Genomic DNA, 12,554 nt, shown 5'->3' with positions numbered 1-12,554 from the left:
TATCTTGTATTTCTATCTCAAGGATGATGGAGAGAAGAAGAAATTTTTCTACAATGAAAGTGTAGATGAATGCAAAGGGGCTGAATCAGTATGTTAGTCATAGATCATATTACGAAATCATTTGGTAAGAAGGAAATTATAAAGAATGTTTCTTTTGAGGTGAAGAAAGGGGAAACATTTGGATTACTTGGTCCAAATGGTGCGGGAAAATCAACGACGATATCAATGATTTGCGGGTTAATTTCATACGACAGTGGTGATATAAAAGTTGGCGGGAAATCAGTAAAAGAATATCCATTAGAGGCGAAAAAGAAAATTGGTATTGTTCCACAAGACATTGCGCTCTATCCAACACTTTCAGCGAAGGAAAATTTGGTTTTTTGGGGAAAAATGTACGGTTTAAATGGAAAAATTGCAAAAGAACGAGCGGAGGAAGTATTAGCTTACGTCGGTTTACAGGACCGTGGAAAAGATAAAATTGAAACATTTTCAGGTGGAATGAAAAGGCGTATTAATATTGGTGCAGCACTTATGCATGAGCCAGAGTTGTTAATTATGGATGAACCGACAGTTGGGATTGATCCGCAATCGAGAAACCATATTTTAGAGACTGTTAAAAAGTTAAATGAAAAAGGGATGACAGTTATTTATACGAGTCATTACATGGAAGAAGTAGAGTATTTATGTGAAAGAATTGCAATTGTTGATCATGGAAAGGTAATTGCATTAGGAACGAAAAGGGAACTATGTAATCGCCTGGCGGATGGGTTTATAGTGAGATTGCAATTAAATCGTTATAGTACGGAACTGCTACAAAAGTTGAAAGCACTCTCTGTTGTTGAACGAATTATTTTTGATGAAGATAATAGTACGATTGATATTGGGCTAAATGGTGGTGAGTCCATTGGTACAGTTGTGTCAGTAGTTGTGGAGAACAACGCTCAAATTTTAAAGCTTGAAGTGCAAGAACCGAATTTAGAGGCACTCTTTTTACAATTAACAGGACGTTCACTTCGTGATTAAGGAGGTTAGTGCGAGATGAAAAGTTTTATTATTGCATGGAAAGATTTAAAAATACGTTTAATTGATCGGCGCGGATTTATGATGATGTTAATTATGCCGCTTTTATTAACAGCGATTTTAGGTTCAGCGTTAAGTAATATATTTGATAATGGTGGACTACCCAAAACAGTGATTGGCTATTATCAAGTAGGAAATGATGAGTTTGCAGATGTCTTTCAAAAAGACGTATTGCAATCTAAAGAATTAAAAGATGATGTGAAAGTAAAGATAGTTAATTCTCAGGAAGAGCTTGAAGATATGTTAAAGGAAAAGAAAATCGATGTGGGAATCGTCATCCCGAATAAATGGAGCGAACAAGTACAAGATGGAAAATTAAAAGAACCAAAGGTGTTTATAGACCCATCAAAAGATATACAAGCGAAAATCGCTGAATCAATGGTCCGCTCTTTTTCAGAGCGTGTTCAAACAATTGCGGTATCTACTAAAAGTGTTGTGACGGAATTAGCAAATCCTCAGCATAGTAATGTGGAACAAGTTGCAAAAGAAGTAAGTGGGGATTTACAAACAGTAGCAACTTCGGGTGCAGATAACATTGAAAAAGGAACGATAGGTAAAAAAACAGTTGCAGCGATGCAATATTATGCCGCAGCGATGTTAGTCATGTTTTTACTATATAACATAACAGTAGGTGCAAAGTCAGTTGTAACAGAGCAACGAACTGAGACGTTGGCGCGTTTGTTCAGTACACCGACGAGTTCATTTTCAATTTTATTCGGGAAGTTTTTAGGTACATTATTATTTGCTTGTATACAATTTGGGATATTTATAGTTGCTACACACTTTATGTTTCATGTGGAATGGGGCGGAGACTTATCTCAAATAGTAGCGGTGGGAATGTCTTATGCAATTTGTGTTTCGGGTTTATCTATGTTAATTGCCGCTTTTATTCGTGAGGAAAAAACGGCAGATGTAATGGGAGGAATCGGTATTCAAATACTCGCTATATTAGGAGGATCGATGTTACCAATTTACGTATTCCCTGATACACTTCAAACAATTGCGAATGTTGCTCCGAATAAATGGGCACTTACAAGCTTTTTAAATATTATGTCGGGAACATCTTGGGATGTGTTACTCCCTGTTATTTTTAGTTTATGTGGTGCAGGAATTGTCTCCGTTATGATAGGGACATTACGTTTACGTACGAGATAGGAGGGAGAAATGATGAAGAAGGTTTGGGCACTTTGTTGGCTAGAGTTAAAACAAATTTTAATAAAACCACAAAGTTATATACTTATGTTTGGAATGCCTATTATTTTTACACTCATTTTCGGCGGACTTTTAGGTGGAAGTGGGAATAAGAAAGTAAATGTTAGCTTAGTAGATGAAGATGGTTCTGTATTATCTAGCAAGTATTACGAGGACATACAGAAAAGTGACTTAATTTCTATAGAGAAGGTAACGTATAAGGAAGGCAAACAGAAGATTGAAAACAAAAAATCATCCGGCATAGTTCTTATTCCGAAAGACTTTCAAAAGAATATGTTAGATGGAAGGGTAGAAAATATTCAGTTTCAAGCTAGTGCTGATTTTACTGGTGGAACTTCTGTAGAGCAAGTATTGGCAAGTGCATTAAAAAAAATGGAGATAGAAGTTAGTGCAGCGAGAGATTTTGAGAAGAAAAGTAACGCTTCGTGGGAACCTATGTATAAAGAAATCTATACAAAAGTAGAACCTGCTTCGATTCAAAAAGAATCAATTTCACATGATGATCAAAAGTTAAATAACGTTACAGGGCGAGCAGCGGGATTTTCAATTCTATTCGTTATGATTGTTATGTTAAGTGCGACGGGGACTATTTTGAAAGCTAGACAACTTGGTGTTTGGTCTCGTTTATTAGAAGCACCAGTTTCAAAAGTTCAAATACTAACGGGATATATCCTTTCATTCTTCTTAATAGGATGGATTCAATTTGGTGTTCTAATGATATTAACGAATTCCTTATTTAATGTGCAGTGGGGAAATTTGTTAGGGGTTATTATACTCGTTTCCGTATTATTATTAGCTGTCATTGGTCTAGCCTTATTATTAGCAAGTATCGTGAAAACAACAGAACAACAGTCTGCATTAGGTAATATCGTTGTGATTTCAACATGCATGATTGGTGGCCTGTATTGGCCAATTGAAATTGAACCAGCATGGATGCAGACAGCAGCAAATTTTGTTCCGCAAACTTGGGCGATGCGTGGCTTTACGGAGTTAATTGTAAGGGGAGGTACATTGGCTGATATAGGAGGATATATTGGTATACTCATTTTATTTGCAGGAGTCTTTTTCATAATTAGTTTAACAAGAATACGTTACGACTGAAAAAAACAGAGTTACAGCTTTACACGCTGAACTCTGTTTTCTTTTTGTGTCGTATCTTCCCTTGTTGAAATGATAATAGCGATCCCGAGCATCATAAAAAAAGCTAAAAAGAGGACGAACTTTGGGAAGAACGGGAATAGTAATAGCGCCCCGACTATCATAATTGTTAATAATACGTAGTGAAGGACGTATTGGAATAGGTTGTCCATGTTTTCGCCCCCTTTTTGGTAATTGGTTATTAGTATTCTATGTTTCATACGGAACGAATAGAAGTGAATTTTTAATTTTTTAATACGAAATAAAAAAGAACGGTTGACATGTTTAAAGGAAAGGAATAATCTTGAAATTAATTCATACTATTTTTATAGGAATAATAAATATAGTTACAGGAAGGAGTCCTATGTTCCTACATCGTTAAAAATTAGGAAGGTAAAGGTGATAGTGCAATGAAAAATGTTTTTAAAGGAGCAATTGCTACATTTTTGAGTGTATCAGTATTACTAGCCGGATGTGGTCAAGAGGAAGCGAGTACAAACGAGGCCAGGAACGTCCCGAAAGTAAAGGATGAATTTATTCAGGCAAGCGACAAAGCAAAAAGTCCCGTAAAAGCAAAAGAAAGAAAAGATACTTTTGTAGTTGGAATGCCGAGTCCTGGAGGGATATTCCTTCCGCACTTTATGGAGAATGGATGGGATGGTAATATAACGCAAGCTATCTTTGCACCTCTTGTTGGACTCGATAAGGAAGGAAAACCAATTCCAATTTTAGCGAAGAAGTGGGATATTTCGGAGGATCAGCTTACATACACGTTCTATTTGAAAGATGGTTTAAAGTTTAGTGATGGATCACCACTAACTGCAGATGACGTAGCATTTACATTAACGCTATTACACGATCCAACTTATAGTGGAGCGACTGATATAAGTCAAACAGCAATAAAGGGTGGGCAAGCGTATAAAGAAGGAAAGGCAACCTTTATTGAGGGAATTCAAGTCATTGATCCGAAAACAATTACGATTACGACTGAAAAGGTAAATGCTCAAACACTATCATTAATCGGTGGAGAAGTTATATCTAAAGCTTATTACGGGAAAGAGTATAAACAAGGGCACCTAGAGTATTTAAAAGAGTTGTATGGAAAACCGATGGGAGCAGGAGCTTATAAGTTAGATAAATATATTCCTGGTCAAGAGGTTCGATTTGTAGCTAATGAAAATTATTTTGAAGGAAAACCGAAGATTGAGCACTTTATTTATAAAATTTCAAAAGGTGATACAAAGCTACAACAATTTCAAGCCGGGGAAGTAGATTATGATGGTTTTACGACAAACACGGAGACGATTGAACAGTTAAAGGATTTAGGTTTTGCCAATATTAATGTATATACAGGAAGCTCTTATGGTTACATTAAAATGAATTATAAGAAACCATACTTTAAAGATAAGCGTGTCCGCCAAGCATTTATTTACGGATTAGAGCGTCAAAAAGTTATTGATACGTATTTCCAAGGTTATGCTTCACTCGTTAATGTACCGATTACGCCAGTTTCTTGGGCGTATACAGAAGAAGGGATTAATAAATATGAGTATAACTTAGAGAAAGCAAAGAAATTATTGGATGAGGCTGGATGGAAAGCTGGTTCAGATGGAATTCGCGAAAAAGATGGCCAAAAATTGAAGGTAAGTTATTTTGCTTCTTCTGCAAGTAAAATAAATGATGTAATGATCCCGGTGATGAAAGAGGATTATAAAAAGCTTGGTGTAGAGTTTAATCCAGAATATATGGACTTTAATACGATGATTTCAAAAGTGATAAAAGGTGATTATGATTTAGCGATGGTATCTACGCCAATGATTGATGATCCGAGTGGAACGATTGAAGAGTTTGTTTCAACAAGTAAACGAAACTATGATGGATACCATAATCCGAAAGTAGATGAATTAGCGAAGCAGGCACTAGAAACATTAGATATTGAAAAACGAAAAGAAATTTATAAAAAGTTGTACCAGGAGTTAAGTGAAGATCCACCTGTAATCTTCTTAAATAATAGCAAGGTTGTGTCTGCACATCATGCGCGCATTCAAGGATTGCAAGAAGATAACTATAACGGTATCTTGTTAAGTTTACCTAAATTAAAGATAGAATAATAATTTTTGAAAAATTTTAAAAATATTTATTTAGAAAGAATTGACAAAATATAACGGAAGATATAAGCTAATAACCATAAAGTCTACCGGAAAGGTCGGAATAGGATTGTTACCCCTCAAAAACATCTATTTTTTTACGATTAAAACCGACTTTTCCGATTGGCTATAAATGTTGCTGTGGGAGGCATACATAAGGTAATAAGTTCAAAGGGTATCACTATTAAAAAGTTAGGGTGGGGACAATGAAGAAAAAGACAAAAAAATGGGCTGGTGTATTTTCGGTATTACTGAGTAGTTCGCTTGTGTTATCTGCTTGTGGGGGACAGGAAGATACTGCTTCTACAGAACCGGTAAAAAAACAAGACTTAAAAGACGCTAAGATTGAATCAATTCCAGCTACAGATAAAAAGAAAAGTCCAGAGAAAGCAAATCAGCGAAAGGATACTTTTATTACGGCCATTTCTAAGCCAGGGGGAGTTTTCCTTCCATATTTCCAAGAGAATGGTTGGGATGGAAATGTAACGTCTGTAATTTTTGCATCACTAGTAACAACAGACAAACAAAGTAAACCCATTCCGGACCTTGCAGAAAAATGGGATATTTCTGCTGATCAGTTAACATATACATTCCATTTACGTAAAAATCTAAAATTTAGTGATGGTTCGCCTTTAACGGCTGAGGACGTAGCATTTACATTAACACTACTTCATGATAAAGCGTATGAAGGTGGAATGGACATTGCTCAGTATGCTGTTAAAGGTGGAAAAGAATATAAAGAAGGAAAAGCAACTTCTATTGAAGGAATTCAAGTTATTGATCCACAAACAATTAAAATTACAACTGAAAAAGTTAATTCACAGGCGCTAATTAATTTAGGTGGTCCAGTGCTATCAAAAGCTTATTATGGAAAAGATTATAAACAAAATACAAGTTTAGACTATTTAAAAGCATTATATGGGCAACCAATTGCGGCGGGTCCATATAAATTTGAAAAATATGTTCCAGGTCAAGAAGTACGCTTTGTTGCTAACGAACATTATTATGCAGGTAAACCAAAAATCCAAAACTTTATTTACAAAATCACATCAGGTGATACTGGATTCCAATTATTCCAAACCGGTGAACTGGACTATAGTGGATTTAGAGCAAATCCTGAGAATATAGAACAATTAAAAGGATTAGAGTTTGCAAACATTAATCTTGAATCATCAAGTGATATTGCTTATATCTATGTAAATAATAAGAAATCGTATTTGAAAGATAAAAAGGTACGTCAAGCACTTACTTATGGATTAGACCGTAAGAAGTATGTGGATACAGCTTTACAAGGATATGGATCTGTTGCTAACGTACCAATTGCGCCAGTTTCATGGGCATATACAGAAGAAGGTATTAATAAATATCCACACGACGTAGAAAAGGCTAAAAAATTATTAGATGAGGCTGGTTGGAAGGTAGGTTCTGACGGGGTTCGTGAAAAAGATGGTCAAAAATTAAAATTAACATACTACGCATCAAATACAGGTAAAACAAATGATATCTTTATTCCAATTGCAAAAGAAAGTTACAAAGAAATAGGTGTTGAATTAAATCCAGAGTTGATGGACTTTAATACGATGCTTTCAAAAGTAGGGAAAGGTGACTACGATTTAGCGGCAGTTTCAACACCAGGAATTAGTGATCCAAGTGAAGTTGTAAGTGATTACTTATCGACTAATCCAAAAAGTGATACGGGTTATAGTAATCCGAAAGTAGATGACTTGATTGTAAAAGGCATAGGGACGACAGATATTGAAAAACGTAAAGCAATTTATAAAGAACTGTATAAAGAGTTAAGTGATGATCCACCAGTTATTTTATTAAATTATCGTAAACTACTTTATGCTCATAATGCACGTATAAAAGGAATTGATCCAGAAAAGTACGATAGCATCAGTTCCAACTTACCAGTGTTATCTATTGAACAATAAGGGTTGACCTAAATAATAGAAGACGTTTTTTCACACAGCAATGGAATGGTAGCTGTTTTGAAAAAATGTTCTTCTATTTTTAAGTAAATAGGATTGGGGAGACAAAAGGTGAAAACATATATCATTCGTAGGTTCCTTCAAATGATCCCTACATTGTTTGGTACATCTATTATTATTTTTTTCTTATTTGCACTTTTGCCGGGAGATTATATCGATTCAAATCCGAAGTTAACACCAGAGAGAGCCCAAGAATTAAGGGAATTATACGGCTTAAACAAACCAATTATTGAAAGGTATTTTCATTGGTTAGTGAATGCGTTGCATGGTGATTTTGGATTTTCTTTACAGTACCAAGAACCAGTAACTTCATTACTTAATAAATTCATTTGGAATACATTTATTGTTGCTGTTGCAGCTTTATTTTTCACTTGGATTATTGCTCTTATTATTGGGGTTATTTCTGCAACAAAGCAGCACTCTTGGTTTGATAGATTGGTAACAATCGGTGTCTTTGCAGCAATGTCATTTCCATCATTCTTTATCGGACTATTTTTAATAAAATTATTAGCAGTTGATTTAAAGTTATTACCTATTGGTGGCATGATTGATATCGGGAGTAACTCAACAGGGATAGCATACATATTAGAAGTATTACGTCATATGATTCTACCTGTATTTATTTTAACGCTTCTTGGTGTAGGATCGTTAACACGATATTTTAGAACCGGCATGTTGGATGTTATTAGACAAGATTATATTCGTACTGCTCGTGCAAAAGGCTTAAAAGAAAGAAGCGTTATTTATAAACATGCATTGAAAAATGCAATTTTGCCAGCAATTACATTACTCGCTTTTGAATTACCAGGTTTATTTTCAGGAGCTATTATTATTGAACAGATTTTTAACTGGCCAGGAATCGGGAGTATTCAATTAGAAGCATTAAACTTCCGTGATTATACAGTATTAATGGCCTTTACGATGTTTCTTTCGTGTTTAACAATTATGGCTAATTTCTTAGCAGATATTGTATATGCGTTTGTTGATCCAAGAATTAGATTGAAGTAAGGGGGGAAAGATATGGAGACCATTACACCAATAATAGAGAAAAAGAAAGAACGGAAAAAGAGAAACGAATCATCACCATGGCGCCAAGCGTATAAAAAAATTAAGAAAAATAAGATGGCATTGTACGGATTATACGTTTTAATATTTATGTTTTTATTTAGTTTTATCGGTCCAATCTTTTCACCATATGCTGATGGAAAAGTACAAGTAACACAAATTAATAAACCACCCAACCTATCACATTGGCTTGGAACAGACCAGTTGGGACGGGATATTTTAACTAGACTTATGCAAGCAGGTCGTATTTCATTAACAATTGGTTTAGCGTCGATGCTACTATCCGTTATACTAGGAGCTTTATTAGGAGCAATTGCTGGTTTTTATCGAGGGGTTGTGGATCATTTAATTATGCGTGTTGCGGATGTGTTAATGTCCATTCCGGGATTACCGCTACTTATTATAATGGGAGCAATTTTATCAGAATGGAAATTACCATCAGAATACCGTTTATATGTTGTAATGATTATTTTAAGTTTAGTAGGATGGCCAGGACTTGCTCGTCTTGTGAGAGGACAAATTTTAACATTGCGGGAGCAAGCATTTATGCAAGCAGCAGATGTATTAGGATTAAAGGATTCTCGAAAAATTATTCATCATTTAATTCCTAATGTCTTTCCGTTGCTTATTGTTGTAGCAACTTTGGGCGTGGCTGGATCTATTTTAAGTGAGTCCGCACTAAGCTACTTAGGTCTCGGCGTTGTCCCACCTACACCATCATGGGGGAATATGATTAGTGCAGCGAACTCATTAATTGATTTTCAAAAGCGCCCATGGTTATGGATTCCGCCTGGTTTTGCAATCTTTATAACAGTTGTATCCATTAATTTACTTGGTGATGCACTTCGTGATGCGTTAGATCCAAAGATGAGACGGTAGGTGAGGGAATATGAGTAAAGCAGTAGTAGAGCTAAAAGATTTACAAACACACTTTCAGACAGAAGAAGGAACAGTAAAAGCTGTGAATCATGTTAGTTTTTCTGTTCGAGAAGGTGAAACTGTTTGTGTTGTAGGTGAATCTGGTTGCGGGAAAAGTGTAACGGCTTTATCTATTATGGGACTTATTGCTGAATCAGGTAGTGTAGTAGGTGGAGATATTTTATATGAAGGAAAAAGTCTTTTAGGAATGAAAGAGAAAGAGCTTCGTAGTTTACGAGGGAATGATATTGCGATGATTTTCCAAGAACCGATGACATCGCTAAATCCAGTCTTTACTGTAGGGGAACAAATTGTAGAGACGTTAAGGGAGCATGAATTACTTAGTAAAAATGAAGCATATAAGAAGGCAATTGAGTTAATTCGTAAAGTCGGTATAGCCCGCGCGGATGAAATCGTCCATTCTTATCCACACGAACTGAGCGGTGGTATGTTACAACGTATTATGATTGCTGTTGCACTTAGTTGTAATCCTAAGTTATTAATTGCTGATGAACCGACAACGGCTCTTGATGTTACGATTCAAGCTCAAATATTAGATTTATTAAGGCAAATAAAAAAGGAATTTAAAACATCCATTTTATTAATTACACATGACTTAGGTGTCGTAGCGGAAATGGCTGATTATGTTGTCGTTATGTATGGTGGGAAAGTTATTGAAGAAGCACCGGTACTAGAAATATTCCAAAATCCGAAACACCCGTATACGAAAGGTTTGTTAAAATCAAAACCAGTGATGGGAAAACGAATAGATAAACTATATTCTATTCCAGGGCAAGTTCCTAATTTAGTTGGTTTGGATGAGTTTTGCTACTTTAGCGGCCGTTGTGAGCATTGTATGGAAATATGTAAAGAAGAAGCGCCAAGTTTGAATGTACATGATGAGAATCATAAAGTTGCTTGCTGGTTATATGAGGAGCGTGCGAAACAATGAGTGAACCATTATTAGAAGTAAAAAACTTAAAAACATATTTTCCAATTAAAGGCGGCATATTTAGTAGAACGGTTGGACATGTAAAAGCAGTTGATGGAGTAAGTTTTACTATTAATAAAGGTGAAGTATTCGGCCTCGTTGGTGAATCGGGAAGCGGAAAAACAACGATAGGAAAAACAATTTTACGTCTCGTCCAAAAAACGGAAGGGGAAGTGAAGTTTAAAGGGCAAGATGTTCACTCTTTATCTAAGGAAGAATTGAGAAAACATCGTCCTAATATGCAACTTGTCTTCCAAGATCCATTTAGCTCATTAAATCCGAGAATGAGAATTGGGGAAGCGCTTGGTGAACCGATGTTAGCTCACGGATTAGCGACGAAAGAAAATGTTCGTGAAAAAGTGACAGAAGTATTAGAGTTATGTGGCTTAGCCCCATATCATATTGATCGGTACCCTCATGAATTTTCGGGTGGACAACGCCAACGTATCGTTATTGCAAGAGCTATGGTATTAAACCCAGAATTTATTGTAGCTGACGAACCTGTGGCAGCATTAGACGTATCTATTCAAGCACAGATCATTAATTTATTTAGTGAGCTACAGGAGAAAAAGGGATTATCTTATTTGTTCATTTCACATGATTTAAGCGTAGTAGAGCACTTATGTACGAAGATTGGAATTATGTATTTAGGAACGATTGTGGAAACAGCGCCGCGTGATGAGTTATTTACGAATCCACTTCATCCGTATACGAAAGCATTGTTATCCGCTGTTCCAATACCAGATCCAACAGTGAAGCGAGAGAGAATCATACTAGAGGGTGACATTCCAAGTCCAGCGAATCCACCTTCGGGGTGTCGTTTTCATACACGTTGCCCGTTTGCAACAGATATTTGTAAACAAACGGTACCTGAATTTCGTAATGTTGGTGAGGAGCATTTTGTTGCTTGTCATCATGTATAAAAGAAAAAGACTCTTTCAAATAGAAAGAGTCCTTTTTTTATTTACTAGATGAAGTTTGTTTCAATACAAATTGTTCGATTGCATGAGCAACACCATGTTCATTGTTTGTTAATGTTACAACATCACATAGTTTTTTTACATCTTTTTCAGCGTTACCCATTGCAACTGATAAACCAGCTGCTTCTAACATGGGTACATCGTTAAAATTGTCACCGATAGCAACTGTATCTTCAATTGGTATATTAAAATGGGCTGCCATTTGTTTCAGTCCATTTCCTTTATGTCCATTCTTGTCCATAATTTCTAAATTAGTAGGAGCAGATGCTGTAACCATAATATCAGTATCTTCTTGTAACATACTTAATAGCTGTGCGCGATGCCCTGCGTTAAATGTCAAAATAAAGAATTTAGATATTTCTAATTCTGGATTATTTACAACATCTTCTATTTTTTGGAAATCAGTAATTAAGTTTGATTTCTTTTGTTTTTCTGTAATTCTTTCAAGTTCCTCAAGCGTAACATCTAGTGCATGCTTATTTTCTTCGAACGCTTGCATAACTTGATCTTGCCATGTATATGGAGAATAAACTCCTTTATTTGTATATAGCTTATAAGGAAAGCCTTCAGATTCTAGTAATTTTGCAAGTTTGTACACTTTGTCGTTTTGTATACAACGCGAGTTAATTACTTCTCCATCCACATAAACAATTGCCCCATTGCTTGCTCCAACTGGAAGAGATAGTTTATACTCTTCCAATAATTTCAAAGCATCCTCTTTTGCACGGCCAGAACAAATCATGACAATATGACCAGCCTCTTTTGCAGTTTGGATAGCTTGTAAGTTCTCTTTGGAGATTTCAAGATTAGATGATAGTAGTGTACCATCCATATCTAATGCGATTAATTTCAAAATGACCACCTCTTTGTTCTTATTATACATAGTTATATAAAGGAAACATATAAACTTATCTTGGAAAGATTGTATTTTATCTCTCATGAACTATCAGTAAGAATTTGATAGATTCCACTTTATTAATGAAAGATTTATCTTACTTTGTAACAAAAGTAGAGGTAGGTATAGGGATGTTTC

General features: G+C 35.5%; 11 protein-coding genes. 9 read left to right on the top strand and 2 right to left on the bottom strand.

The features are described from left to right. Positions 1 to 90 precede the first annotated feature (90 nt). From QCI47_RS26935 to QCI47_RS26925, 3 genes are read left to right on the top strand one after another with little or no spacing between them, the layout of a single operon-like run. Positions 91 to 1,023 (top strand): ABC transporter ATP-binding protein, encoded by a 933-nt coding sequence (locus QCI47_RS26935; protein ID WP_000960160.1) that lies wholly within the window; start codon positions 91 to 93, stop codon positions 1,021 to 1,023. 15 nt (positions 1,024 to 1,038) lie between these two features. Then, on the top strand, positions 1,039 to 2,235 hold the full coding sequence (locus tag QCI47_RS26930; RefSeq protein WP_076873735.1) for an ABC transporter permease: 1,197 nt from the start codon (positions 1,039 to 1,041) through the stop codon (positions 2,233 to 2,235). A gap of 12 nt (positions 2,236 to 2,247) precedes the next feature. After that, positions 2,248 to 3,393, top strand: a complete 1,146-nt coding sequence (locus tag QCI47_RS26925) for an ABC transporter permease (protein ID WP_061185326.1) — start codon at positions 2,248 to 2,250, stop codon at positions 3,391 to 3,393. 11 nt (positions 3,394 to 3,404) lie between these two features. Here QCI47_RS26925 and QCI47_RS26920 read toward each other — a convergent pair whose 3' ends face one another. After that, positions 3,405 to 3,602 carry a hypothetical protein gene (locus QCI47_RS26920; protein ID WP_000369262.1) on the bottom strand — a complete coding sequence of 66 codons (198 nt, stop codon included), beginning with the start codon at positions 3,600 to 3,602 and terminating at the stop codon, positions 3,405 to 3,407. A gap of 237 nt (positions 3,603 to 3,839) precedes the next feature. On the opposite strand from QCI47_RS26920, the gene QCI47_RS26915 reads away from it, so the two are divergent. The 6 genes from QCI47_RS26915 (at position 3,840) to QCI47_RS26890 (ending at position 11,464) form a co-directional block, all read left to right on the top strand. Next, positions 3,840 to 5,540 carry an ABC transporter substrate-binding protein gene (locus tag QCI47_RS26915; protein ID WP_163072765.1) on the top strand — a complete coding sequence of 567 codons (1,701 nt, stop codon included), beginning with the start codon at positions 3,840 to 3,842 and terminating at the stop codon, positions 5,538 to 5,540. A gap of 242 nt (positions 5,541 to 5,782) precedes the next feature. Beyond that, entirely contained in the window at positions 5,783 to 7,510 is a 1,728-nt protein-coding gene (locus QCI47_RS26910) for an ABC transporter substrate-binding protein (RefSeq protein WP_000730668.1), read from the top strand. 108 nt (positions 7,511 to 7,618) lie between these two features. Continuing rightward, the gene (locus tag QCI47_RS26905) at positions 7,619 to 8,575 is read left to right on the top strand and encodes an ABC transporter permease (RefSeq protein WP_000860690.1); all 957 of its coding nucleotides are present in this window, start codon (positions 7,619 to 7,621) and stop codon (positions 8,573 to 8,575) included. A gap of 12 nt (positions 8,576 to 8,587) precedes the next feature. Further along, complete coding sequence (opp4C, locus tag QCI47_RS26900) at positions 8,588 to 9,511, top strand: oligopeptide ABC transporter permease (protein ID WP_000447961.1); 924 nt, start codon at positions 8,588 to 8,590, stop codon at positions 9,509 to 9,511. A gap of 10 nt (positions 9,512 to 9,521) precedes the next feature. After that, positions 9,522 to 10,502 (top strand): ABC transporter ATP-binding protein, encoded by a 981-nt coding sequence (locus tag QCI47_RS26895; RefSeq protein ID WP_000030784.1) that lies wholly within the window; start codon positions 9,522 to 9,524, stop codon positions 10,500 to 10,502. Next, positions 10,499 to 11,464 carry an ABC transporter ATP-binding protein gene (locus QCI47_RS26890; protein WP_001294512.1) on the top strand — a complete coding sequence of 322 codons (966 nt, stop codon included), beginning with the start codon at positions 10,499 to 10,501 and terminating at the stop codon, positions 11,462 to 11,464. Before QCI47_RS26895 ends, QCI47_RS26890 begins: the two co-directional genes overlap by 4 nt. Positions 11,465 to 11,501: 37 nt before the next feature. On the opposite strand, the gene QCI47_RS26885 is transcribed toward QCI47_RS26890, so the two are convergent. Next, positions 11,502 to 12,374 (bottom strand): Cof-type HAD-IIB family hydrolase, encoded by an 873-nt coding sequence (locus QCI47_RS26885; protein WP_071741911.1) that lies wholly within the window; start codon positions 12,372 to 12,374, stop codon positions 11,502 to 11,504. Positions 12,375 to 12,554: the final 180 nt, after the last annotated feature.

This window comes from Bacillus cereus group sp. RP29, assembly GCF_040459765.1.
Lineage (GTDB): Bacteria > Bacillota > Bacilli > Bacillales > Bacillaceae_G > Bacillus_A > Bacillus_A paranthracis.
Note: the sequence above shows the minus strand (reverse complement) of the source record. Positions and strands in the feature narration are given on the sequence as shown.

Excerpts from the sequence above, each read along its gene's own strand:
- QCI47_RS26890 (WP_001294512.1), top strand. The coding sequence starts at position 10,499 with ATGAGTGAACCATTATTAGAAGTAAAAAACTTAAAAACATATTTTCCA.
- QCI47_RS26930 (WP_076873735.1), top strand. The coding sequence starts at position 1,039 with ATGAAAAGTTTTATTATTGCATGGAAAGATTTAAAAATACGTTTAATT.
- QCI47_RS26910 (WP_000730668.1), top strand. The coding sequence starts at position 5,783 with ATGAAGAAAAAGACAAAAAAATGGGCTGGTGTATTTTCGGTATTACTG.
- QCI47_RS26925 (WP_061185326.1), top strand. The coding sequence starts at position 2,248 with ATGAAGAAGGTTTGGGCACTTTGTTGGCTAGAGTTAAAACAAATTTTA.
- QCI47_RS26920 (WP_000369262.1), bottom strand. The coding sequence starts at position 3,602 with ATGGACAACCTATTCCAATACGTCCTTCACTACGTATTATTAACAATT.
- QCI47_RS26895 (WP_000030784.1), top strand. The coding sequence starts at position 9,522 with ATGAGTAAAGCAGTAGTAGAGCTAAAAGATTTACAAACACACTTTCAG.
- opp4C (WP_000447961.1), top strand. The coding sequence starts at position 8,588 with ATGGAGACCATTACACCAATAATAGAGAAAAAGAAAGAACGGAAAAAG.
- QCI47_RS26915 (WP_163072765.1), top strand. The coding sequence starts at position 3,840 with ATGAAAAATGTTTTTAAAGGAGCAATTGCTACATTTTTGAGTGTATCA.
- QCI47_RS26935 (WP_000960160.1), top strand. The coding sequence starts at position 91 with ATGTTAGTCATAGATCATATTACGAAATCATTTGGTAAGAAGGAAATT.